This is a genomic window from Phenylobacterium sp. (assembly GCF_030693625.1).
GTDB classification, from domain to species: Bacteria; Pseudomonadota; Alphaproteobacteria; order Caulobacterales; family Caulobacteraceae; genus Phenylobacterium; species Phenylobacterium ferrooxidans.
Genome location: NZ_JAUYAF010000065.1, coordinates 53,323 through 77,675 on the forward strand (window position 1 = coordinate 53,323; position 24,353 = coordinate 77,675).

Annotated in this window: 17 protein-coding genes and 1 pseudogene; 2 read left to right on the top strand and 16 right to left on the bottom strand. The window is 66.8% G+C overall.

The features are described 5' to 3' along the window. Positions 1-34: 34 nt before the first annotated feature. Both Q8N10_RS14375 and Q8N10_RS14380 read right to left on the bottom strand, forming a co-directional pair. Positions 35-484 carry a universal stress protein gene (locus Q8N10_RS14375; protein WP_304778822.1) on the bottom strand — a complete coding sequence of 150 codons (450 nt, stop codon included), beginning with the start codon at positions 482-484 and terminating at the stop codon, positions 35-37. Between the two features lie 284 nt (positions 485-768). Next, entirely contained in the window at positions 769-1,143 is a 375-nt protein-coding gene (locus Q8N10_RS14380; RefSeq protein ID WP_304778825.1) for a PEP/pyruvate-binding domain-containing protein, read from the bottom strand. 468 nt (positions 1,144-1,611) lie between these two features. Between Q8N10_RS14380 and Q8N10_RS14385 the strand changes: the two genes are divergently transcribed. Continuing rightward, on the top strand, positions 1,612-4,329 hold the full coding sequence (locus tag Q8N10_RS14385; protein ID WP_304778828.1) for a cation-transporting P-type ATPase: 2,718 nt from the start codon (positions 1,612-1,614) through the stop codon (positions 4,327-4,329). 387 nt (positions 4,330-4,716) lie between these two features. On the opposite strand, the gene Q8N10_RS14390 is transcribed toward Q8N10_RS14385, so the two are convergent. Genes Q8N10_RS14390 through Q8N10_RS14440 form a run of 11 tightly spaced genes read right to left on the bottom strand, consistent with a single transcriptional unit; the run spans position 4,717 to position 18,492 of the window. Beyond that, entirely contained in the window at positions 4,717-5,346 is a 630-nt protein-coding gene (locus Q8N10_RS14390; RefSeq protein WP_304778830.1) for a molybdenum cofactor guanylyltransferase, read from the bottom strand. Further along, positions 5,343-6,008 carry a carbonic anhydrase gene (locus Q8N10_RS14395; protein ID WP_304778832.1) on the bottom strand — a complete coding sequence of 222 codons (666 nt, stop codon included), beginning with the start codon at positions 6,006-6,008 and terminating at the stop codon, positions 5,343-5,345. Before Q8N10_RS14395 ends, Q8N10_RS14390 begins: the two co-directional genes overlap by 4 nt. Then, complete coding sequence (locus Q8N10_RS14400) at positions 6,005-6,553, bottom strand: hemerythrin domain-containing protein (RefSeq protein ID WP_304778835.1); 549 nt, start codon at positions 6,551-6,553, stop codon at positions 6,005-6,007. Before Q8N10_RS14400 ends, Q8N10_RS14395 begins: the two co-directional genes overlap by 4 nt. A 23-nt stretch (positions 6,554-6,576) precedes the next feature. Next, positions 6,577-7,764 carry a hypothetical protein gene (locus tag Q8N10_RS14405; RefSeq protein WP_304778837.1) on the bottom strand — a complete coding sequence of 396 codons (1,188 nt, stop codon included), beginning with the start codon at positions 7,762-7,764 and terminating at the stop codon, positions 6,577-6,579. A 3-nt stretch (positions 7,765-7,767) separates the two neighbouring features. Beyond that, positions 7,768-8,892 carry a peptidylprolyl isomerase gene (locus tag Q8N10_RS14410; protein WP_304778839.1) on the bottom strand — a complete coding sequence of 375 codons (1,125 nt, stop codon included), beginning with the start codon at positions 8,890-8,892 and terminating at the stop codon, positions 7,768-7,770. A gap of 5 nt (positions 8,893-8,897) precedes the next feature. After that, positions 8,898-9,701 carry a respiratory nitrate reductase subunit gamma gene (narI, locus tag Q8N10_RS14415; protein WP_304778840.1) on the bottom strand — a complete coding sequence of 268 codons (804 nt, stop codon included), beginning with the start codon at positions 9,699-9,701 and terminating at the stop codon, positions 8,898-8,900. Between the two features lie 13 nt (positions 9,702-9,714). Next, positions 9,715-10,422: a nitrate reductase molybdenum cofactor assembly chaperone gene (gene narJ / locus Q8N10_RS14420; protein ID WP_304778842.1), complete on the bottom strand. Its 708-nt coding sequence runs from the start codon at positions 10,420-10,422 to the stop codon at positions 9,715-9,717. Positions 10,423-10,425: 3 nt separating this feature from the next. Then, the gene (gene narH, locus Q8N10_RS14425; protein WP_305663946.1) at positions 10,426-11,949 is read right to left on the bottom strand and encodes a nitrate reductase subunit beta; all 1,524 of its coding nucleotides are present in this window, start codon (positions 11,947-11,949) and stop codon (positions 10,426-10,428) included. Then, positions 11,946-15,677 (bottom strand): nitrate reductase subunit alpha, encoded by a 3,732-nt coding sequence (locus Q8N10_RS14430; RefSeq protein ID WP_305336895.1) that lies wholly within the window; start codon positions 15,675-15,677, stop codon positions 11,946-11,948. The genes narH and Q8N10_RS14430 overlap by 4 nt, the downstream gene beginning before the upstream one ends. After that, on the bottom strand, positions 15,674-17,098 hold the full coding sequence (locus Q8N10_RS14435) for a NarK family nitrate/nitrite MFS transporter (protein WP_304776907.1): 1,425 nt from the start codon (positions 17,096-17,098) through the stop codon (positions 15,674-15,676). The genes Q8N10_RS14430 and Q8N10_RS14435 overlap by 4 nt, the downstream gene beginning before the upstream one ends. Further along, entirely contained in the window at positions 17,098-18,492 is a 1,395-nt protein-coding gene (locus tag Q8N10_RS14440) for a nitrate/nitrite transporter (protein WP_304776905.1), read from the bottom strand. The genes Q8N10_RS14435 and Q8N10_RS14440 overlap by 1 nt, the downstream gene beginning before the upstream one ends. 313 nt (positions 18,493-18,805) lie before the next feature. Between Q8N10_RS14440 and Q8N10_RS14445 the strand changes: the two are divergent. Continuing rightward, positions 18,806-19,444, top strand: a pseudogene (locus Q8N10_RS14445) (cyclic nucleotide-binding domain-containing protein); the annotation flags it as partial. 115 nt (positions 19,445-19,559) lie between these two features. Here the strand turns inward: Q8N10_RS14445 and moaA are convergent. The 3 genes from moaA to Q8N10_RS14460 form a co-directional block, all read right to left on the bottom strand. Continuing rightward, entirely contained in the window at positions 19,560-20,543 is a 984-nt protein-coding gene (gene moaA, locus Q8N10_RS14450; protein ID WP_304777328.1) for a GTP 3',8-cyclase MoaA, read from the bottom strand. Between the two features lie 196 nt (positions 20,544-20,739). After that, entirely contained in the window at positions 20,740-21,933 is a 1,194-nt protein-coding gene (locus Q8N10_RS14455; RefSeq protein WP_304777327.1) for an NnrS family protein, read from the bottom strand. Positions 21,934-22,020: 87 nt separating this feature from the next. Beyond that, positions 22,021-24,219: an adenosylcobalamin-dependent ribonucleoside-diphosphate reductase gene (locus Q8N10_RS14460; protein ID WP_304777326.1), complete on the bottom strand. Its 2,199-nt coding sequence runs from the start codon at positions 24,217-24,219 to the stop codon at positions 22,021-22,023. Positions 24,220-24,353 lie beyond the last annotated feature (134 nt).

Genomic DNA, 24,353 nt, shown 5'->3' on the forward strand with positions numbered 1-24,353 from the left:
CATGACCGAGGAGTGGCTCGCTCCACCTAAGGCATCAACGCACGACCAAAACCGGCACGGGGCTTGCTGCGAGCACTTCCGAGGTCGTGCTTCCCAGCAAGAGGCGGCCAAGCCCTCGACGGCCATGCGAGGCCATGACGATAAGGCTGCAATTGCGCGATCTTGCAGCCTCGATGATCGCATCGGCCGGATGAGCATCCGGCACATGTAAATCTTCGGTCGAGATGCCGAGGCGGTCGGCCAATTGCTTGGCGGCGGCCAGTGCGGCATTCGCAGCCTCCTTCTGACCTGTGGCGTATTCAGCCGTCATGGGTTGGCTCATCGCGTATTCCAGGCCGACACCTCTGGCATAGACAGGAAAGCGCTCCGTGACGGTAATGAGCGTCACCTTGGCGCCCAGAGCTTTGGCAAGTGACAGGCCGTGCTCCACGCCCTTCTGCGCGACTTCGGAACCGTCAGTAGAGATGAGAACGTGACTGTACATGTGCATTTCCTCGTCTTTAGATGATTGTAAAGCGCGGGGTCTCCCTGCGCAGTGACAAATGGAGGTCGAAGCGAGCAAGGACCGTCATCTTAGTCCATGCCGCCACGAAATCCCGCACAAACCTCCACTTCGAGTTCACATATCCATACGGGTGTTAGGTGGATCGCGGCTTGATCCGCATCAACTCCAACCATGCGTATCGGGCGCAGATGAGCGCGCCCGGAGGCGACGCCAGCCGCCAGATAGCTGAGGTTCAGCCCCCTGCGCACCGCCGTCGAACACGGTCACGAAGCCGTCCGGCCCAGGCCTGCGAGCTGGCGGCGAGGGGCGAGGCCGCAGGGGCTCATCGAGTAGACAATGTCGCGCGCCAACGCCGCACGTCGCGAGAGTTCGGCGACGTTGGAGCTATCAAAATCATCGAGCAGGGCGTGGAGTTCCGTCCCGGAGCCCGCTGCCGTCAGGGCGTCACGATAAGGCTTGGCGGTGACGGCGAACCCGTCAGGTCCGCCGATCGGACCCGAGCCGAGCAGGTCCCGCAACTCGCCGAGTGACGCTGTCTTGCCACCGACGAGAGGCGGGTCGCCGAGCCCGAGACTGCCGAACGGTCGAATGTAGTTCAGCCCGTTCGTCGGGTTCGCGCTAACCGCGGGTGCGTCCATTTCGGGCACTCTTCATTGCAGAAGAAGCAACGGTGAACGGCAATCGGGCGCCTTACCTTGAGTTTGATCCACTCTGTTGCGCCGCGCCCATGCCCTTATGGGACGATTTCATCCTGAAAACGGCACATTATTGTGATGCTACACGGGGACAATACTCTTGATCCCAGTCAAATCCGCTTGGATTTCGCAGCCTAAAGTCCTTGCGGATGAATCCGAACCTCAATGTCGTGACCCTCACCCTGAATCCCGCGCTCGATGTCGCCACCTCCGTCGCCCGGCTGGCCCCCGCGCGCGGACTCCGCTGTTCGGGGCCACGCGTTGATGCCGGGAGTGGAGGCCTGAATGTCGCGCGCGTGATGCGCCGCCTTGTCTTCGAACAAGCGGCTGCGAGCGTGGCGCCGCATCCGCCCTTATCAACAGGGATGCTGAAGCAAAGCGGTCTCGTCTCTCCAGCAAAGGCCCTTAGCTATGATTGAAAGTCATACGCCTTGGCATGCCCGCTCAACGGGGGAGACGCTTCAAGATCTAAAGGCGACGTCGACGGGCCTGAGCCAGGCGGAAGCTGAGGCGCGGCTCAAGATTTACGGCGCGAACCGCCTCCCGGAGGCCAAGAAGCGCAGCGTGTTCCTGCGTTTCCTAATGCAGTTTCATCATATTCTGATCTACGTCTTGATCGGGGCGGCCGTCATCACGGCGCTTCTCAATCATCTCGTCGATACGCTGGTCATTCTGGCGGTGGTGGTCGCCAATGCCCTCATCGGCTTCATCCAGGAGGGCAAGGCGGAGAAGGCGATGGACGCCATCCGTCAGATGCTGGCTCCCCACGCAAACGTGCTGCGGGATGGCGAGCGTCGGAGCGTCGAGGGCGAGGCGCTTGTGCCCGGCGATATCGTGCTGCTGGAAGCAGGCGACAAGGTCCCTGCCGATCTGCGGCTGCTCTCGGCGCATGGCGTTTCAGTGCAGGAAGCCATCCTTACCGGCGAATCCGTGCCCGTGGAAAAGCACATCGAACCGGTCCGCGCTGACGCCCCGCTGGGTGACCGCTTCGGCATGGCGTACAGCGGCACCCTGGTGGCCTCCGGCCAGGGCAAGGGCGTCGTGGTGGCGACAGGCGGTGCGACGGAAATAGGGCGCATCAGTGGACTGCTATCGACGGTGGAAACGCTCACCACGCCGCTGGTGAAGCAGATGGACGTGTTCGCCAAGTGGCTGACCGTCCTCATTCTCATGCTCGCCGCGCTGCTGCTTATCTACAGCTACTTCGTCGGCCATTACGAATTCGAAGAAATATTCATGATGGTGGTGGGCTTGTCGGTGGCGGCCATACCGGAGGGACTGCCTGCGGTTCTGACCATAACGCTCGCCATCGGCGTGCAAGCCATGGCGCGGCGCAACGCCATTGTGCGCCGCCTGCCGGCCATCGAGACTCTCGGCGCGGTCTCGGTGATCTGTACCGACAAGACCGGGACCCTGACACGCAATGAGATGATGGTCGCCTCGGTCCTCACGCCTCAGCACCTCTTTACGCTGGACGGCACAGGATATGAACCGAAGGGCGTCATCCGGCTGGAGGATGCGGCGGTCGATGCAAGCGAACACGATATTCTGCATGAACTCGCCCGCGCGAGCGCCCTCTGCAACGACGCCGGCCTGCGGGAACATGAAGGCGTTTGGATGGTGGAAGGCGACCCGATGGAAGGGGCGCTCCTGACCTTCTCCGGCAAGATCGGAACCGATGTCCGCAAGCAACAGGCGGAATGGGCGCGCACGGACGCCATCGCCTTCGATTCCCAGCACCGTTTCATGGCGACCTTGGTTCACGATCATGAGAGCCATGCCTGTGTCTTCGTGAAGGGCGCGCCCGAGCGGATTATTTCGATGTGCAAGGATCAACGCACGGCTGCGGGCGGCGTCGAACCGCTGGCCGACGTCTACTGGAGCCAACAAACCGACAGGATCGCCGCCCTTGGTCAGCGCGTGCTCGCCTTCGCCGTGAGATCGGTGAAGCCGGGTCACACGGTCCTGGAGCATCGCGATGTGGAGGGCACGCTTACCTTGCTGGGTATGGTGGGAATGATCGATCCGCCAAGACCGGAAGCCATTGCGGCCGTTGGGGAATGCCGGGGCGCCGGCATCCGTGTGAAGATGATCACAGGCGATCACGGCAAGACCGCCGCCGCCATCGGGAGACAGATTGGGCTTCAAAATCCCGATCAGGTGCTGACGGGGGCCGATCTCGATGAGATGAGCGATGAGGCGCTCAAAGGCGCGGTCGTGAATTGCGACATCTTCGCCCGCACAAGCCCAGAGCATAAACTGCGCCTCGTCACGGCGTTGCAGTCGCATGGCCTGACCGTGGCCATGACTGGCGACGGCGTGAACGACGCGCCCGCGCTCAAACGAGCCGATGCTGGGATTGCGATGGGCAGAAAAGGAAGTGAAGCGGCCAAGGAAGCGGCAGATCTTGTGCTGGCGGATGATAACTTCGCCTCGATCGCGGCCGCTGTTCGCGAGGGGCGGACAGTTTACGACAACATCAAGAAAGTCATCAGCTGGACGCTGCCCACCAACGCGGGCGAGAGCATGACGATTGTACTTGCGCTGTTCCTAGGCATGACGCTGCCATTGACCCCGCTTCAGATTCTCTGGATCAACCTGATGACCGCCGTGACGTTGGGCATCGCGCTGGCCTTCGAGCCGACCGAGGAAAACACCATGCGCCGGATGCCGCGCCCCCGAAACGAGTCGCTGATCGGTGGTGAACTCGTGTGGCATATCCTGCTTGTGTCAGCGCTGTTCCTCTGCGGCACGTTCGGCATGTTCTTCTACGCGGTCGATCGCGGGCACTCTGTGGAACTGGCGCGCACCATGGTGTTCAACACCCTGGTCGTGATGGAAATCTTCCACCTGTTCTTCATCCGCAACATCTACGGCGCCTCGCTCACCTGGAAGGCCGTGCGCGGCACGAAGGTCGTGTGGACGACCGTGGTCGTCCTCACGGTGACACAGACCGCTATCACCTACCTGCCGCCATTGCAGGCTGTCTTCGCCACGGAGTCGATCCCGCTACTGGACGGCGCGCTTATTGTCGGCGTGGGCGTGGCGCTGTTCGCTCTTCTCGAGACCGAAAAGCAGGTTCGGCTCGCCATCCAACGGGCAAGGGCGCCAGCATATGCTGGAACATGAATACGCCACCAAGGTGTAGTGATCGCGTGTGGGGACCATCGTCGGATGGCGCGACATGGTCGACGCCCAATAGTTCTCCTCACCTGAGAAAGCCCGAACTGAACCTTCTACCGCATCGGCGCTATCTTAGGCGCGAGGTCGCCGGCGACTGGATTTCGACCAAATTCGACGCGCGGATCAATCGTCCGACGTTCGACCCCGGGCCCCATTCTCCGAGGCCCGGCGCGAGCCACTCGGAACCCGGAGACCAGTCGGTTCCGACTGGCTCCACGACCAATTCTTCCCTCGCTGACGCGGGGGGATTTTCCCGCGCCCAGTTGGCCCGAGACGTCCGTCGGTTAGGCGGGTTGCGGCGCGCGCGCGTCTGGCGCTCCGACAGCCACCAACCTACCCCAACAGGCCCAGTGGCCGGCCCATCAAGGCCTGGTCGGAGACCACGGCGGACGGCTGGCAGGCCGCCAGGTCTTCCAACGTATTGAGGTTCAGGAACGGGTCGGCGCCCGGGGTGTCCCAGGCCACCTCCCGGAGCCCCACATGCTCGGCGAAGCCGCGCAGGGAGGAGCGGCCTGTGGTCAGATAGGCCTCCAGCCGATCCCGCGACCCGACGCGCCAGAGACCGCAGATCGGATGCAGGCGGCCTCCGCTGGTGGGAAGCACCGCGCCGACATCCGGCGCCAGGGCCCCGGCCAGGCGGTCGCTGAGATCGGGCGGCAGGTAGGGCATGTCGCAAGCCAGGGTCTGGACCCAGGCGGCGCCGCAGCGGCGTCCGAAGTCCAAGGCCGAGGCCAGACCCGCCAGCGGCCCGCCGATCTCTGGCGGATCGAACAGCAGCGGGATTTCCGCCCCCTGCCCCGCCTGGCCCGCCTCCCGCACGGCGACGGCGACCTGGGAGGCGTAGCCGCCGGCCAGCTCGATGGCCCGGAACAGCAGCGGCCGGCCGCCCCAGGCGCGCAGGGGCTTGCCGCCCCCCATCCGGCGGCCTTCGCCTCCGGCCAGCACGACGGCGACGCCGCTCATGACCTTGTCCTCGCGGGCTTGCGGCGCGGGTCGCTCGCGGCCGGCGCACCGATCATGGCGCGAGCCTGGTGCAGGTCGCAGACGGTGGTCTCCAGGTCCCGCAGGAGGCCGTCATGGATGGAATAGATCCAGCCATGCAGCGCGAGGGGCTGGCCCCGGCGCCAGGCGTCATGGACGAGGGGGTTGCCGGCCAGGCCACCGACCTGCTCGACGACATTGCGCTCGCACAGGTGGTTCAGCCGGGTCTCGACGTCGAGGATGGCGTCCAGTTCCTCGGCATGACGCCAGAACAGGCTACGCACCGGCTGCAGCCAGTTGTCCACCAGGCCGTGGCGCTCGCCGCTGACGGCCGTCCGCACGCCGCCGCAGCCATAGTGGCCGCAGACCACGACGTGCCGCACCTTGAGAACCTCGAGGGCATACTGCAGCACCGACAGGAAATTGGCGTCCTGGGCCGGCGCCAGATTGGCCAGGTTGCGGTGCACGAAGAGTTCGCCAGGCGCCAGGCCGGTCAGATCATGCGCCGGCAGGTGGCTGTCAGCGCAGCCGATCCACAGATAATCCGGCGCCTCCTGGGCCGCCAGGTCGGCAAAGAAGTTCCGGTCGTCCCGAGCCCTGGCCGCCGCCCAGGCGAGGTTGCGACGGAAGACTCCCTGGGTCACGCGTCCGGCTCGTGGAGGATGCGCCCGCGGCGCGCGGCCAGCCGCCGCCCCAGGGTCGCCAGGTCCTCGGCGTCCAGCCGCAGCCGGGCGATGGGCAGGATGACGGCGTTCTCCAGGCCCAGGTGTCGGCGCTCCTGGCTGGCGAACTCCGAGAGAATCTTGCGGCGAGCCGGATCGAGGCCCGGGGCGGTCTCCTTCAGCAGGCAGGCCTTGAGCAGGTCGCTCACCTGACCAGCCTTGGTCATGTCGGCCCGGTGCTCCGCCGAGAGCATGCCCAGCACCCGCTCGACCTCGTCCTCCGGCCGGCAGCGTCGGCGTAGGAGGGGAAAGAAATCCTCTTCCTCATCGATCACGTGCAGGGCGAGGTCGTGGCTCAGGAAGGCGACCACCTTGGCGATCTTGTCGCCGTCGAACACCGTGGTCGCGCAAACTTCGTCGATCATCTGGCAGAGCTGCCGGTGGCGGTAGTGCTCAGCGAAGAACCAGTCGAGGGGCTCGGCCAGGAGCTCGATCGGGACCTCCTCGATTTCGGTCGTTTGTTTCACCACCGCCTCCTCTCGACCTTGGGTCAGAGCTTGAATTCCAGCGTCAGCCAGATCTTCGTCCGATCGGGGAAGGCGGGCCGGTCGCCCTGGAAGGCCGCAACCTTCAGCTCGGCGCCCAGCTTCGCGGTCAGGGGCATGGACACCGAGGCGTCGAGCTCTCGACCCAGGTCTGCGCCGCCGTCGGCGTCGTCAAACTGGTGAAGGCTCGCCTGGATCTTCAGCGGCTTGCCGTGCGGCCCCTTGAGCACCGAACTGCCGGTCAGGCTCAGGTCCCGCACGCCATTGGCGGGGGTGGTGAGGAAGACGTCAGCCCAGCCCTGATAGGCGTGCAGGGTGGCCAGCGGCGTCGAGAAGCCGCGCCGGCCGTCGCCGTCCAGTTGCTCGAAGCCGAGCGCCACGGCGTTGGTCTTGGTCTTCAGCCCGGCCGAGAGCGCGATGTAGTCGAGGTCGAAGCTGGTGGGGCTGTTGCGATAGTCGGTCTGGCGGGCGTACTCGGCCTCATAGGTGGCGCTGAGGCCCGCGTTCAGCGGCCGCGAGCCGGTAAGCCTCGCGCCCCAGGTGGCGCTCGACTGGGTGGGCGCATTGGCGAAGTCCAGGAGGTATCCATAGGCCGAGACCTGGCCGAGGCTGGTCTTGGCGTCCAGCTGCGCCAGGTGTGAGTCGCTGCGCCAGTTTCCCTGCGGATGGTCCTCGCCGAAGATCCGGTGGACCTTGTCGATATAGGCGTAGGTCACGCTGACCTTGGGAGATGGCCGGTAGACCAGCTTTGCCGCGTCGAAGGTCTGCTCGTTCTGGCGGAAGCCGACATTGCCCACGAAACGGGCGTTGTTGAGGATCAGCCGCTGGCGTCCGACCACCGCCTCGCCCTGCGTCCCCGTCCAGGAGACCTGGGCTCGGTTCAGCTCGGTGGTCTCGGGATCGGTCACCAGGGGATAGGCGGTCCTGCCATTGGTGCTGCTGTTGTAGCGGTCGGAGAGCGCGGTGACGTTCTCCCCCTCCACCAGGGCCTTGAAGCCGTGGAAGGCCGGGGTCTCGTAGCCCAGTCGGGTGCGCAGGGTGACCGCCTGGGCGTCCTTGGAAAAGCCGTCTTGGGACACGGTCTCGTATCGCAGGCGGGATTCCAGGATCAGGCCCTTGGGCGCTTCGGCCGCGCAGGCCAGGGATGGAACGGCCAGGGACGCGAGGCCCAGGAGGCCGGGAAGAAGGCGCATGACTCAGACTCTCCGAACGATGGTGTAGGTGCGGGCCTTGGGCGTCAGCTTGGCCCTCAGCAGGGACGCCATGGCGGCGATGGCGGGGTCCTTGGCGCCTTGGGCGGCCGAGATCAGATGGGTCCAGCTCTCGTCGCCGGCGTTGTCGACGAAGTGGGCCACGGCGCGGCGCACGAAGCTGGTGACGTCGAGCTTGTCGGCCAGGGCCGCGGCCCTCACGCGGTCAGCCAGCTCCGGGTCGGTGGCGTCGAGCCAGGCCTCGAGCTCGTCGGCCGAGCCCCCCTGGGACAGCAATTCGCCCAGCGACAGGGAGCCGGTGGCGAACCGGCCGTCGCGGCTGAGGCTGAAGGCCACGCCCTGGGCACGGGCTCGGTCGGCCAGGTCGGAGACGTATCGGGTCGCCGCGGCGGTCCAGGCGCGGCTCTCCAGGTGAAGCGCGATCTTGTCCTCCACATAGTCGAAGGGCAGCTCTCGCCCCTCGATCCGCCGCTCGAGCTTCAGGATGTGCCAGCCGAAGCGCGAGGCGACCGGGCGGGGGAAAATGTCCCCAGCCTGCAGGCCGCCCAGCGCGCGCTCGATCTCCCCCACCACGTCGCCGGGACCCAGTTGGCCGAGAGAGCCGCCGAGCTTGCCCGAGGGACAGTCCGACAGGGTCTTGGCCAGGTGGGCGAACTGCGACGGCTGCGCCAGGCAGCGGTCCAGTATGCCCTGGGCGGTCCGGCGCGCCTGTTCCAAGGCCTCGGCGTCGTCGCCCTTCGGCTCGATGAGGATATGGGCCGCCTCCAGCAGGGCCGGACTGGTGAAACGGGCGCGTTGGGTGTCATAGACCCGGCGGCGCTCGACCTGGCTGGGGGACTCGATGTCGATCTCCGCGTCGAGGACGGCTCGGATCAAGGCTTCCTCGTTGGTCTCCTCGCGCCCGGCCTCGTCCTTGATGGGCCGGGGCGTCAGGCCGAGCTCGTCGGCCCGGTGCAGCAGCAGGGCCTTGACGGCCAGCGCCTTGCCGGCGGCGGCGCGGGCTTCGCCGGCCGACAGGCTGGGATGGTTCTGCACCTCCTCGGCGATGAGGAACTCGGGGATCTCGACCCCCTCGACGACGATGGTGGCGGTCGCGGCTGTGGCGGTCATGGCGGCTACTCCGCGGGCTTGAAGGGCGCGGGTCGGACCGCGGCGGTTTTCGCACTGAGGGGGATGGGCTGCACGCCGGGCCTGGTCGGATAGACCGGAGCAGCGTTGTCGCGGCGGTGCGGCAGCGGACGCCTCGTCCGCACCAGCTGCCAGCCCCGGCGGTTGAGGTACCAGACCGGCGCCGAGAGCATGTGCACCAGGCGAGTGAACGGGAAAACCAGCAGGATGGTCATGCCCAGCACCAGGTGCGCCTTGAAGATCGGGTGCACATCGGCGACGTGGTCGGCGACGTTGGGCTGGAAGGCGAAGACCCCCTGGGCCCAGCTCATGAACTTCAGCATCTCCCCGCCGTCGAGGTGGCCCAGGGACAGCGGGATGGTGGCCAGGCCCAGGCAGAGCTGGACCATCAGGATGATCAGGATGGCGGTGTCGCCGAAGCTGGAATTGTGGCGGATCCGCGGGTCGAACAGGCGCCGGTGCAGCAGCAGCAGGCCGCCGGCCAGGCACAGGATCCCGGCGACGCCGCCGGCGACGATGGCCAGGATCTGCTTGGCGCCGTGGGGCACGCCCAGGGCGTCGAACACCCAGATGGGGGTCAGAAGGCCGACGAAGTGGCCGCCGAAGATGACCAGAACGCCGACGTGGAACAGGACCGATCCCAGGACCAGCTGCTTGCGCCGCAGGAGCTGCGAGGAGCCGGAGCGCCAGGTGTATTGTTCACGGTCGAAGCGGATGACCGACCCCAGCACCAGGACCGCGAGGGCGATGTAGGGATAGACGCCGAACAGGATTTGATTGAGCAGTTGCATCGCAAGGGGCTCCTCAGGCCGGCGCGCCGGCGCGACGTGAGGCGCGCGGCGGTTCGGCGGTCATGGCCTCGACCAAGGCGCTGGCCTTGGGGCAGTCGGAGTCGGACGGGCCGAAGGTGACGGCGGTCTCGGCCCAGGCCTTGTCGAGGGCCTCCAGGTCGTTGGGGTTCTCCTCGGGCTCGCTGAGCAGAGCCGCCAGGACGCCCGGATCGGCCTGGGTGTCGGCCAGGCGAGCCAGGGCCCCGAACACTGCGCGGTAGGCGCTCCCGCGGGTCTTGAGCCGCTCCCCCATGGCCTCCAGCACGTGGCTCGCCTCGCCCAGCAGGGACGCGGCCTGGCGGTCGGACAAGGTCGAGAGGAATTCCAGGAACACCGGCAGGAAGTCCGGCAGCTCGTTGGCCGCCAGGTCGAGGCCCTGCGCCCGATAGAGCTCCAGCAGGGCCACCATGGCCTCGCCGCGGTCGCGGCTCTCGCCGTGCACGTGCTCATAGAGGTTGAGGGACAGCGACCGGGTGCGGTCGAAGAGCTCGGTGTAGCGCTCCTGCAGGTCGTAGATGTCGTCCCCGGTGATCTCGGCGGCCAGCTTGCGCAGGGCCTGGACCAGGGGTTTGCTCAGCATGGCCTCGGCCTCGATCACGGCCACGGCCTCGGGCGCGAAGGCCTGCAGCTCGCGGTTGGGATAGGTGAGCAGCAGCGCGAGCGCCTTGTAGGTGCGGGCCATGTCTCAGACCTCCATGGGGGTTTTGGCGCGCGAGCGCTTGTTGGGACCAAACAGGCCCAGCTCCGTGCGGCCGCCCGAGCAGCCGTTGCCGAAGGAGAAGCCGCAGCCGCCGCGCATGTCGTAGGCGTCCTCGGCGGTCTCGCGGTGAGCCGACGGGATGACGAAGCGGTCCTCGTAGTTGGCGATCGCCAGGTAGCGGTACATGGAGTCGATCTCCGCCGCCGTCAGGCCGACCCGTTCGGCCAGGGCGTGGTCGATGACCCCCTCCACCGTCTTGGCCCGCATGTAGCCGCGCATGGCCAGCATGCGCTCCAGGGCCAGCTGGACCGGCGCCTCCTTGCCGGCGGTGAGCAGGTTGGCGAGGTACTTGATCGGGATCCGCAGCGAGTGGACGTCGGGCATGTCGCCGTCCATCTCCAGGGCGCCCGCCGCCACCGCCGACTGGATCGGCGAGAGGGGCGGCACGTACCAGACCATGGGCAGGGTCCGGTATTCCGGGTGCAGCGGGAAGGCGATCTTCCAGTCGATGGCCATCTTGTAGACCGGGCTCTTGCGGGCCGCGTCCAGCCAGGCCTCCGGCACGCCGTCGGCGCGCGCCTGGGCGATCACCGCCGGATCGCTGGGATCCAGGAAGACGTCGAGCTGGGCCTGGTAGAGGTCCTGCTCGTCGGGGGTCGAGGCCGCGGCCTCGATGCGGTCGGCGTCATAGAGCAGGACACCGAGATAGCGGATGCGCCCGACGCAGGTTTCCGAGCACACGGTCGGCTGGCCGACCTCGATGCGCGGGAAACAGAAGGTGCACTTCTCCGACTTTCCGGATTCCCAGTTGTAGTAGATCTTCTTGTACGGGCAGGCCGAGACGCACATCCGCCAGCCGCGGCACTTGTCCTGATCGATCAGGACGATGCCGTCCTCCTCGCGCTTGTAGATGGCGCCCGAGGGACAGGCGGCGACGCAGGTGGGATTCAGGCAGTGCTCGCACAGCCTGGGCAGGTACATCATGAAGGTGTTTTCGAAGGCCCCGTAGATCTCCTTCTCGACGCCTTCGAAGTTGTAGTCGGCCGATCGCTTGGAGAACTCGCCGCCGAGGATCTCCTCCCAGTTGGGACCGCGCTCGATCTTCTCCATCCGCTGGCCGGTGATCTTCGACCGCGGCCGGGCGGTGGGGAACGCCTTCATCTCCGGCGCCGTCTGCAGGTGGGCGTAGTCGAAGTCGAAGGGCTCGTAGTAGTCGTCGATCTCCGGCAGGTCGGGGTTGGCGAAGATCTTCGCCAGAAAGCGCCACTTGGCCCCCATCTTGGGCTCAATCTTGCCGTTGGACTTTCGGGCCCAACCGCCGTTCCAGCGCTTCTGGTTCTCCCAGTCGCGAGGGAAGCCGACGCCGGGCTTGGTCTCGACGTTGTTGAACCAGGCGTATTCAACGCCCTCCCGGTTGGTCCAGACGTTCTTGCAGGTGACCGAGCAGGTGTGACACCCGATGCACTTGTCGAGATTCAGCACCATGCCGACTTGCGCGCGAACCTTCATTGAGCGAAATCCTTGGCGTTGAGGGGTTCTTCCAACCAGTCGACCTTGGTCATCTTGCGCAGCACCACGAACTCGTCGCGGTTGGAGCCGACCGTGCCGTAGTAGTTGAAGCCGTAGGCGAGCTGGGCGTAGCCGCCGATCATGTGGGTCGGCTTGAGGACCGTGCGGGTCACCGAATTGTGGATGCCGCCGCGCTTGCCGGTGATCTGGGACCCCGGCGTGTTCACGATCTTTTCCTGGGCGTGATACATGAAGGTGGTGCCTTCACGGATCCGCTGGGAGACCACCACCCGAGCGGTGAGCGCCCCGTTGGCGTTGAAGGCCTCCACCCAGTCGTTGTCCACCAGACCGACCTTCTTGGCGTCGGTCTCGGACACCCAGATGACGGGGCCGCCCCGATTGAGGGTCAGCATCATCAGGTTGTCGGAGTAGGTGGAGTGGATGCCCCACTTCTGGTGGGGGGTGATGAAGTTGAGGACGATCTCCTTCTCGCCATTGGGCTTCTGACCCATGACGTAGGTGGTCTTCAGATCGATCGGCGGACGGTAGACGCAGAGCGCCTCCCCGAAGGCCCGCATCCACAGGTGATCCTGATAGAGCTGCTGGCGGCCGGTCAGGGTCCGCCACGGGATCAGCTCGTGGACGTTGGTGTAGCCGGCCGTGTAGCAGACCTTCTCACTCTCGATGCCCGACCAGGTCGGCGAGGTGATGATCTTGCGCGGCTGGGCCAACAGGTCGCGGAAGCGGATCTTCTCGTCTTCCTTGGGCACGGCCAGGTGGGTGTGCTCGCGGCCGGTCTGCTTTTCGAGGGCTTCCCAGGCCTTGACCGCCACCTCGCCGTTGGTCTCCGGCGCCAGCATCAGGATGGTCTCGCAGGCGTCGATGTCGGTCTCGATCCGCGCCAGGCCCTGGGTCTGACCCTCCTCCAGCACCGCGCCGTTCAGGGCCGTCAGCAGGTCGACCTCGTGGTCGGTCTTCCAGCTGATTCCCTTGCCTCCGTTGCCGGTGGCCTTGAGCAACGGGCCAAGGGCGGTGAAGCGCTTGTAGGTGTTGGGATAGTCCCGCTCGACCACGGTGATCTGCGGCATGGTCTTGCCGGGGATCGCCTCGCACTCGCCCTTGGACCAGTCCCTCACGTCGAAGGGCTGGGCCAGTTCGGCGGCGCTATCGTGCTGGATGGGGGTGAGGACGACGTCCTGCTCGACCCCCAGGACCTCCGGGGAGACCTCGGAGAAGGTCTTGGCGATCGCCTTGAAGATCTCCCAGTCCGACTTCGACTCCCAGGCCGGATCCACGGCCGCGCTGAGCGGGTGGATGAAGGGGTGCATGTCGGAGGTGTTGAGGTCGTTCTTCTCGTACCAGGTGGCGGTCGGCAGAACGATGTCGGAATAGACGGCCGTCGTGGACATCCGGAAGTCGAGGGTGACCAGCAGGTCGAGTTTTCCCTCCGGCGCCTTGTCATGCCAGACGACGTCGTTGGGCTTGCGCCGACCGTCCTCGCCCAGGTTCTTGCCCTGGACGCCGTGAGAGGCGCCCAGCAGGTGCTTGAGGAAGTACTCGTGGCCCTTGCCCGAGGAGCCCAGCAGGTTGGAGCGCCAGATGAACATGTTGCGCGGCCAGTTGGCGGGATCGTCAGGGTCCATGCAGGACATCTTCAGATCGCCGCTCTTGAGCTGGGCCAGCGCGTAGGCCTTGGGGTCCTGCCCCGCCGCGGCGGCGGCCTTGGCCACCTCCAGCGGATTGGTCTGCAGGGCGGGCGCCGAGGGCAACCAGCCCAGACGCTCGGCCTTGGCGTTGAAGTCGATCATCGCCCCGTCCCACACGCCTTCCGGCGCGGTGGGCGAGAGGATCTCGCTCATCTCCACCGTCTCGTACCGCCACTGGTCGGAGTGGGCGTAGAAGAAGGAGGTGGAGTTCTGCTGACGGGGGGGCTTGACCCAATCGGTGGCGAAGGCCAGCGGGGCCCAGCCGGTTTGCGGCCGCAGCTTTTCCTGGCCGACATAGTGGGCCCAGCCGCCGCCGGACTGACCGACGCAACCGCACATGACCAGCATGTTGATGGCCGCGCGGTAGTTCATGTCCATGTGGAACCAGTGGTTCATGGCCGCGCCGATGATCACCATCGACTTGCCGTTGGTCTTCTCGGCATTGCCGGCGAAGCCGCGGGCCACAGCGATGATCTGGTCCTTCGGCACCGAGGTGATCGCCTCGGCCCAGGCCGGGGAATAGGGCTCCACCTCGTCATAGCTGGCCGGCATGTGGTCGCCGCCGAAGCCCTGATCGACGCCGTAGTTGGCCAGGAACAGGTCATAGACGCAGGCCACCAGGGTCTCGCCCTCGGGCAGCATCATGCGCTTGACCGGCACATTGCGGACCAGGACGTCCGGGTGGTCGGTCATGGCGAAGCCGTTGGTGGCCGCCCCGCCGAAATAGGGGAAGCGCACCGCGGCGACCTCGTCATGGACGCCCTTCAGGCCCAGACGTAGGGTGGTCTCGCGGCCGGCCCCATCCTTCTCTTCCAGGTTCCACTTGCCGTCCTCACCCCAGCGGAAGCCGATGGAGCCGTTGGGGACGATCACCTCGCCGGTGGTCTCATCCAGGGCGACGGTCTTCCAGTCGGGGTTGTTGGTCTCGCCCAGGGCCTGGTCGAACTCAGCCGCGCGCAGCAGGCGCTCGGGCACATAGGCGCCGTCCTGCGGGACCAGGCGCACCAGCATCGGCAGGTCGGAGTACTTCCGCAGGTAGTCGCGGAAGTAGGGCACCTGCCTGTCGATGTGGAATTCCTTGAGGATCACGTGGCCGAAGGCCATGCCAAGCGCGGCGTCGGTCCCCTGTTTCACGGGCAGCCACAGGTCGGAGAACTTGGAGGCCTCCGAATAGTCGGGACAGATCACCACCGACTTGGCGCCGCGGTAGCGGGCCTCGGTGTAGAAGTGGGCGTCCGGGGTGCGGGTCTGCGGGACGTTGGAGCCCCAGAGGATCATGAATCCGGAATTGAACCAGTCGGCGCTCTCGGCCACGTCGGTCTGCTCGCCCCAGGTCTGGGGCGAGGCCGGCGGCAGATCGCAGTACCAGTCGTAGAAGGAGCCACAGACCCCGCCGAGCAGCTGCAGGTAGCGGGCGCCGGCGGCGTAGGAGACCATGGACATGGCCGGGATCGGCGAGAAGCCGAAGATGCGGTCGGGACCCCATTCCTTGACGGTGTAGGCGTTGGCCGCGGCGATGATCTCGGTGACCTCGTCCCAGGTCGCCCGGATGAAGCCCCCTGCCCCACGCATGGTGACGTAGGAGGCGCGCTGGGTCGGGTCCTTCTGGATCGAGGCCCAGGCGGCCACCGGGCTGAGGGTGGCCCGCGCCGCGCGCCAGAGCTTGAGCAGGCGCGAGCGGATCAGCGGATACTTCACCCGGTTGGCGGAATAGAGGTACCAGCTGTAGCTGGCGCCCCGGGCGCAGCCCCGCGGCTCATGGTTGGGCAGCTCGGGCCGGGTCCGCGGATAGTCGGTCTGCTGGGTCTCCCAGGTGACGATCCCGCCCTTGACGTAGATCTTCCAGGAGCAGGAGCCGGTGCAGTTCACGCCGTGCGTGGAGCGGACGACCTTGTCGTGCTGCCAGCGGCGCCGGTAGGCCTCCTCCCACTGGCGGTCCTCGTCGGTGAGGACGCCGTGGCCATCGGAGAACAGCTCGGTTTTCCGAGCGAAGAAGGTCAGGCGATCAAGGGTATGGCTCATGCCACGATTTCCATCTTCGAGGAGGATTGGGGTGCGTGCAGCAGCGAGCTCTTGCGGGCGTAGAACACCCAGTTCACCGCGACGCAGCTGAGATAGAAGGCGAGAAAGGCCAACAGGGCGGCGCTCGGCCCGCCAGTGGCCTTCATCGCATTGCCGAAGGCCAGAGGGATGAAGAAGCCGCCGAAGGCACCGATCGCCGAGCTGAACCCGACAATGGCCGCCGACTCCATTTCAGCAGCCTTCAGGCGTGCGGCAGGATCGGCCTGCGGCAGAAGCCGGGGCATGTCGGCCCGCACGATCGCGGGGATCATCTGGAAGGTCGAGGCGTTGCCGACCCCGGTCCAGAAGAACAGCCACATGAAGCTGGCGAAGAAGATCGGGAAGGATGGCGCCGCGCCAAAACCGCCGACGCTGTACATCACCGAGAGCACGCCCAGCGCCAGGGCGATGAACACCCAGTGCGTGACCTTGTGGCCGCCGAACTTGTCGGAGACCCAGCCGGTTAGCGCCCGTGAGGCCGCCCCGACCAGCGGGCCGAGGAAGACCAGCTGCATGGCTTGAGCATCAGGGAACAGGGTCTTCATCAGGAGCGGAAAGGCCGCCGAGAAGCCGATGAACGAGCCGAAGGTGCCGATGTAGAGCCAGCAGATCACCCAGTTATGCTTGCGCTTGAACACCACCGACTGTTCGGCGAAGGAGGCCCGCGCAGAGGCGATATCGTTCATGCCGAACCAGGCCATGCTGCCGGCGATGAGAATGAAGGGGACCCAGACGAAGCCGGCGTTCTGCAGCCAGATCGTGCTCGACACGCCCTTTTCCACGACGGTCTGGGGCGCGCCCACCAGGGGCAAGAACATCCCGACCCCGATCACCACCGGCACCAGGAACTGCATGACGCTCACGCCAAGGTTCCCGAACCCGGCGTTGAGGGCCAGCGCATTGCCCTTTTGGCTCTTCGGGAAGAAGAAACCGATGTTGGCCATCGAGGACGCGAAGTTGCCGCCCCCCAAGCCGCAGAGCAGGGCCAGGACCACGAACACTTCATAGGGCGTGGTGGGATCCTGCACGGCCAGGCCGATGCCGATCGCCGGAAGCAGCAGCGAAAGGGTGGTGAGCGTCGTCCACAGCCGGCCGCCGAGGATCGGGACCATGAAGGTGTAGAAGATCCGCAAGGTCGCGCCCGAGAGGGCGGGCAGCGCAGTGAGCCAGAAGAGCTGCTCGGTGGTGAACTTGAAGCCGACGAGCTTCAGCTTGGCCACCACCATCGACCACACCATCCAGACCGAGAAGGCCAGGAGCAGGTTGGGAATCGAAATCCACAGATTCCGGCTGGCGATCGCCTTGCCCGATCCCGACCAGAAGGCCGGGTCCTCGGGACGCCAGTCGGTCAGGACATGGCGGGCAGGTTTGCGGGAAGCCATCAAGGCGCTCCTCTTGTTGCTGGGGTCGCCGCGCGAGCGCGGGCGGACGCGCCGGAGACCGGGCGCGGCTGAAGGTCGGCGTGGAGAGCCGCCATTTCGGGAAGTTCGGGCAGGTCGCCCAGCTGCGGGGCGTCGGCATGCTCCATCCGGCGGATGGCGAAGTGCATCCAGGTCAGGGCGCTGGCCACCAGGACGAACAACAGCATGAAACAGCTGGTCCAGACCCCGGTCAGGTCGTTCAGGGCTCCGAAGGCGATGGGCAGGACAAAGCCGCCCAGGCCGCCCACCATGCCCACCAGACCGCCCACCGAGCCGATGGTGTCGGGGTAGTAGACCGGGATGTGCTTGTAGACCGCGGCTTTGCCCAGGCTCATGGCGAAGCCGAGGCAGAACAGCAGGACGATGAAGGGAACGAGCCCCGTGGCCAGCCGGAAGGCGATCGGCCCATGGACCCCGTCCACCACGTAGCTGGTGGGGGGATAGGACAGCAGGAAGGTGGCCACCACGCTGATGCCGAAGGTGATGTACATCACCTTGCGCGCGCCGATCTTGTCGGAGAGCCAGCCGCCGAACACCCGGAACAAGGACCCAGGGATCGAATAGGCCGCCGCCAGCATGCCCGCCGTGCGGATGTCCAGGTGATAGACCCCCACCAGATAGTGGGGCAGCCACAAAGCCAGGGCCACGAAGGCGCCGAAGACGAAGAAGTAGTAGAGGGCGAAGCGCCAGACCTGCAGCTTCTTGAGCGGCGCGAACTGCATCGCCGCGGCGACGGGCTTGGCGCCGGTCCGGCGGCGTTCCACCAGCTCCGGATCATCGCGGGTCAGCAGGAAGTAGATGACGGCGATCACCGCCAGCGCCGCGGCCCAGACCTGAGCGACGGTCTGCCAGCCATAGGCGATCATCACGAAGGGGGCGGCGAACTTGGTGACCGCCGCGCCGACATTGCCGGCGCCGAAGATGCCCAGGGCCGTGCCCTGCTTTGTCTTCGGGAAGAATTTGGAGACATAGGCCACGCCGACGGCGAAGGACCCGCCCGCCATGCCGACCCCAAGCGCCGCCAGCAGGAATTGCGGATAGGTCTGGGCATGGGAGAGCAGGAATGTGGCGAGCGCCGCCGACAGCATCACCATCAGGTTCACCACCCGGCCGCCGTACTGATCGGCCCAGATCCCCAGGAAGACCCGGACCAGGGATCCGGTGAGGATCGGCGTTCCGGCGAGCAGCCCGAACTGGGCCTCGGTGAGGCCGAGGTTCTGCTTAATCTGCACCCCGATGATCGAGAAGATCGTCCACACCGCGAAACAGGCGGTGAAGGAGAAGGTGCTCATCCAGAGCGCCATGCCTGCGCCGGGCGCGGTCTGGGTGGCGGGCGGTGTGATGGCGACGGTCAACTTGTCCCCCGACTTCTCTGTGGCGGGGCCAAGCGCCCTCGCGTCGATCACTGCTATGACGAGGGCGCGGAGGGATTGGATTGATGATGATCAAATTCAGGCGTCGATGTTGCTATATTCGCCGCAACGCGACGCGAATATTCAGCTCGGTTTGCGCTTGCAACACCTACAATTACTTTTGGTGGCTCGCTCAATTGATGATCGTCAAGCGACGCAACGGCCCGCGGCGCTTTAGCCGCACTTGATCCACATCAAGGCTCGACTCGTTGAGCGGGGCGATTGGTGGGCGACCTAGGAGACCGAGCCAATGTCGATGCGAGTGGTGGATGTCGAGCGCGTGAGGGGCTTGCCCCTGTTCTGCGGCGTCTCGGAGGAAACCTTCGGCGCAGTGACCGCCGGCGCCTTCCTGCAGAAATTCCCGGCCGGCACCACCCTTCTCCATGAAGGCGATCCGGTGGACTTTCTCTATGTCCTGCTGGACGGCTTGGTGGAGCTGGAGGGCACCTGGAACGACAAGGAGACCACCTTGGCCGTGCTCCGGCCGGTCTCCACATTCATCTTCGCCGCTGTCGCTCTCGACGCCGACGCGCTCATGAGCGCGCGCACGGTGGAGCGGTCTGACATCCTGATGCTGTCTGGCGAGGCCCTGCGCCGGGCCATGCAGACAGACCCCCGCTTCAGCTACGCCGCCACCCTTGAGTTGGCCGGTTGCTATCGCGGCCTGGTGCGATCGCTGAAGAACCAGAAGCTGCGCGGCGGCGCCGAACGCCTGGCAAACTACCTGATCACCCAAAGGGTGCGTCAGGGCGGAGCCGAGACCTTCACCCTGCCCCACGAGAAGCGCCTGCTGGCCTCCCTGCTGGGCATGACCCCCGAGAATCTGTCGCGGGCCTTCGCCACCCTCACCGGCTACGGCGTCGTGATCAACGGTCCCGAGGTGACCATCGCCCGGCCCGTGGTCCTGGAGCGCCTGGCCAAGCCCGACCCGCTGATCGACAATCACCACCCCCCAGCGTCACGCCTCTGGGCCAGGCCGAGCGGAAAGTGTGGCCCGCCAGCCGCGCGGGCTAGCCGCCGAACTGGGCCAGGTTGCGAGTGTCCCCGGCCTGTCCGCGGGCCAGCTCATGGCCGCTGGCCTTGCCCGTCAGGGCCTGGGCGATCCGCGCCGCCAACAGATGCGAAGCCTCCGCCTCGCCCGTCAGCAGGTCGCGCAGGTTGACACCCCCTTGGCCGAAAAGGCACAGGCGCAGCAGCCCCTGAGCCGTGACCCGCAGGCGGTTGCAGCCGTCGCAGAACCCAGCGCCATAGGGGGCGATCAATCCGATGCGTCCGGCGAAGTCTGGATGCTCATACTCCGTCGCCGGGCCATCGTCTGAGGCCCGGGGGCGAGGGCTCCAGCCCTCCTGGCCCAGCCACGTCTTCAGGCGCTCGCCGCTCACATGCTGGTCAGTGAAATAGGCGGCGTTGTCGGCCGTGCGCATCAGTTCGATGAAGCGGACCGCCACGGGCCGGCTGCGGACGAACTCGGCGAACTCGGCGAAACCGTTCTCCAGGCTGTCGCGCAGCAGGACCGCGTTCACCTTCACCGTCGGGACGCCGATGGCCAACGCCTGATCGAGGCCCGCCACCACCTGATGGAGGCGATCGTGGCCGGTGAGGCGGGTGAAGCCGTCCCGGTCGAGAGTATCGATGGAGACATTGAGGTTGGTCAGGCCCGCGGCGCGCCAGTCGGCCACGTGGCGGTGGAGGTTCCAGCCGTTGGTGGTCATGGCCACCTTGGCGATTCCGGGCACCTCGGCGACCCGGGCGATGATCTGGCCGATGTCCTTGCGCACCGTCGGCTCTCCGCCGGTCAGTCGGACCTTCTCGATGCCCAGCCGCTGGAAGGTTGAGACCAGGGCGCCGATCTCGTCGACGCCCAGGAAGGCGGGCCCGGCGGTCTTTCTGTAGCCGTCGGGCAGACAGTAGGTGCAGCGGAAGTTGCAGACTTCCGTCACTGAAAGTCGCAGGTAGCGGAAACGGCGACCGAACCCGTCGATCAGTCGGTCCATGGGACAGGTTCCTCGCGGGACAGAAGAGGCGCCGGTCTCCCGGCGCCCCAAGACCCGGCGGGTCGCCGGTGTCGATGTCACCCGAGCCGACGCCGATGGGAGGATGGCGTCGCACATGGTGGGCGGATCGAGGGTGAACCTAGAGGGACCAGGCCCGTCTGGGTATGATGGCTGAGGGGCCGAGCCTTGACTTCGGTTAAGCCGGCAGAGGCCGGCCCCGCCACTGAGCCGGCCAGCCCAGCAGCATCGGCCCGTAGGCCAGGGCGAAACCGCCGTAGGCGGCGCTCCACAGGACACCAGAGGTCGCCAGCAGGACCTCGCTCCCCGCCCCGCCGAAGCCGGCCCAGACCCTCACCACGGCCGCTGCGTTGACCAGAAGATAGATGACGAGCGTCCAGCCGTCGGCCGTCCGGGGCCGGCCGCTGTGGCCCCGGGTGGCCCGGGTCATCATGGCCAGCGTCATGACCCCGACGGCCCCGGCCGTGAGGGCGTGGACCCCCGCGGTGCGCGGAAACATGTCGGGCGCCAGGATGGTGAGGCCCATCAGCATCAGCCCGACGCCCAGCCAGGCGTAGCCAAGGTGGAGGCTCCAGACCAGGGGCTCGATCAGGGTCCGCAGGCCCTGCCAGCGCGCCAGGCGGGCAAGGGCCGCGACGCCCGAGACAGTCAGCAGGGCGCCGGACAGCGGGGCGTCGGGGACCGCCACCCAGGCGACGGCGGCTAGGCCCGTGAGGATCAGGGCGGCCATGTCCGCACGGTCACTGGGGGCGGGCAGCGGGCCGGGCGCGCGCTGCATCAGCCAGTTGCGGGTGAAGCTGGGGGTGACCCGGCCGCCGATCAGGGCGATCAGCAGGGCGATGGCGCCGAGCGCGGCCCGCTGGCCGGCGGCCTCTGGCGCCAGGGCCCCAAGGTGGAAGGCGATATTGGCGCAGGCGAGCACTGTGACCAAGCCGCAGACGGCAAGGTTGCGCCAGTTGCGCCCCGCCAGGACCTCGCGCCAGATCACACCGGCGAACACCACCAGGAAGGCGCTGTCGATGACGCTGGCCCAGACCCCAAGCTGGGCAGCCGCCAACATCGCCAAGCGTCCCACCAGCCACAGGGCCGCCAGAGCCGCGAGCGGCGTTCCCATCACGGGCAAGCGGCCGGTCCAGTTGGGCACGGCGGTGAGCAGGAAGCCGGCGACGATGCCGCCCAGCACGCCGAACAGCATCTCGTGGATGTGCCACTCGCGGGTGAGCGCCGCCCACGGCAGGTAGCCGGTGAAGGACAGCAGCCAGAGGGGAACGGCCAGGGCGGCCCAGATGGCGGCGGCGAGGAAGAAGGGGCGGAAGCCGTAGCTGAACAGCTTGGGCCCCCGGTAGGCGCGCCGATCAGCGGCGGTGGCCATGACGGACTCCGGTCGTCTAGAGGACGGGGCTTCCTTCTAGCCCCGCCCCGCCCCGCGGCCCTTGTCGGACATCAATCGCCGACCCTTTCATGAGCATTTGGAGTAGCCGCAGCCAAAGCAAGTGTCGCAGCCCTCCTTGCGGACCAGCTCGAACCCACCGCACTGGGGACAGCAGGCCTTGGCCTCGGCTTGGGCCGCGTGCCCGACGTGGGCGGGCGCAGCGACCGCCTCGATCCTCAGGTGCCGCTCGATCACCCCGCCGATGGCCGCCGGCAACGACGGCACGTAGCGCCCATCGATCCAGCCGCCGCCGCTGGGATCGAACACCGCCTTCAGTTCGTCGGCCACGAAGGCCACGTCGCCGCCCCGCCGGAAGACCGCCGAGATCATCCGCGTGAGACCCAGGGTCCAGGCGTAGTGCTCCATGTTCTTGGAATTGACGAAGATTTCGAAGGGCCGCGGCCCCTCACCTGTGTCGGCGTCGTTGATGGTCACATAGACCGCATGAGCGCTCTGCGGCCACTTGATCTTGTAGGTGGCGCCCTCAAGGACGTCCGGGCGGGGCGACAGCTTCGGCTCGGGCTTCACATCGGGGACCACCGACAAAACCGAGCCAGTGACGGCGTTGGGCCGGTAGGTCGTCAGGCCCTTGCAGCCCAGGCGGTAGCCTTCCAGGTAGATGTCGGAGAAGTCGGCGAAGGCGATGCCTTCGGGGCAGTTCACGGTCTTGGAGATCGAGCTGTCGATGCAGGCCTGGGCGGCGGCCTGCATGCGCAGGTGGTCGGCGGGGGTGAGATCCTGGGCGCTTACGAACAGTTCCGCCGGCGGCGGCGTGTCGCCCTTCAGCCCGCGCCAGACGGCCAGGGCATAGTCCTCCACCTGCTCGTCGCGCGAGGTCCCGTCGGCTTGGCGGACCTTGCGGGTATAGGCGTAGGCGAAGACGGGCTCGACGCCGGAGGAGACATTGCCGGCCAGCAGCGAGGTGGTGCCGGTGGGCGCGATGGAGGTCAGGCAGCCGTTGCGCAGGCCATGCTCGGCGATCATGGCCCGGGTCTCCTCATCCAGGCTCAGCAGGTTCGGTCGCTCCAGGATCTGAGGATCGTAGAGCGGGAAGCAGCCCTTCTCGGCGGCAAGCGCCGCCGAGGCGCGATAGGCCTCGCGCTTGATCACCTGCAGCCAGCGCTGGGTCAGGGTCACGGCCTCATCCCCGCCGTAGCGGGCGCCGCAGAACAGCAGGGCGTCGGCCAGGCCGGTGACGCCGATGCCGATCCGCCGCTTGGCCCTTGCCTCCGCCGCCTGGGCCTCCAGCGGAAAGCGCGAGATGTCGATGACATTGTCCAGCATGCGGACCGCCGTGCGGGTCAATCCGGCCAGCCGCGCCTCGTCCAGGACCGCGCCGTCGGAGAACGGCGCCTCCACCAGCCGGGCCAGGTTGAGCGATCCGAGCAGGCAGGCCCCATAGGCCGGCAGCATCTGCTCGCCGCACGGATTGCTGGCCAGGATCTCCTCGCAATAGGCCAGGTTGTTGTTGGCGTTGACCCGATCGATGAAGATCACCCCGGGCTCGGCCGCGTCATAGGTGGCGGTCATCAGCCGCGCCCACAGGTCGGCCGCGCGCACATTGCGGTGGACCTTGCCATCGAACACCAGCGGCCATTCCCCGTCCGCCGCCAGGGCCTGCATGAAGGCGTCGCTCACCAGCACCGAGAGGTTGAAGTTGCGCAGGCGTCCGGGTTCGCGCTTGGCGTCGATAAAGGCCTCGATGTCTGGGTGGTCGATGCGCAGGCAACCCATCATCGCCCCCCGCCGCTGACCGGCCGACAGGATGGTGCGACACATGGAGTCCCAGACATCCATGAAGCTGAGCGGTCCCGAGGCGTCGGCCCCGACACCGCGGACCAGGGCGCCGTTGGGTCGCACAGTGGAGAAGTCCATGCCGACCCCACCGCCTTGCTGCAGGGTGACGGCGGCCTCGCGGACATGCTCGAAGATGGCACCCAGGTCGTCCGGAATCTCTCCCATGACGAAGCAGTTGAACAGGGTGACCGAGCGCTGCGTGCCGGCGCCGGCCAGGATGCGGCCGGCGGGCAGGAAGCGGCAGTCGGTGAGCGCGTCCATCACCTCGGCGCGGAAGGCTTCACGACGGTCGGGCGCCTCGGGCTCGCTCACCGCGCGGGCGACGCGGGCCCAGGTCTCGGCGAGACTGGCGTCTCCGCCTCCGCCGGCCGGGGCGAAGCGGTACTTGCTGGACCAGATTTCTCCGGCGAAGGGATTGTCGAAGGCCATGGTGGTCTCTCTGCGTGGGAGAACGAGGCTGTCCGATTCCCTGCGGCGTACGGCGCGCGCGATGGGTGTCGCAGCCCGCCAAATCAGCCAGGCGGCCACTTGGCCAAGATCAAGCCGGAGTCAGGCCCGGCTCA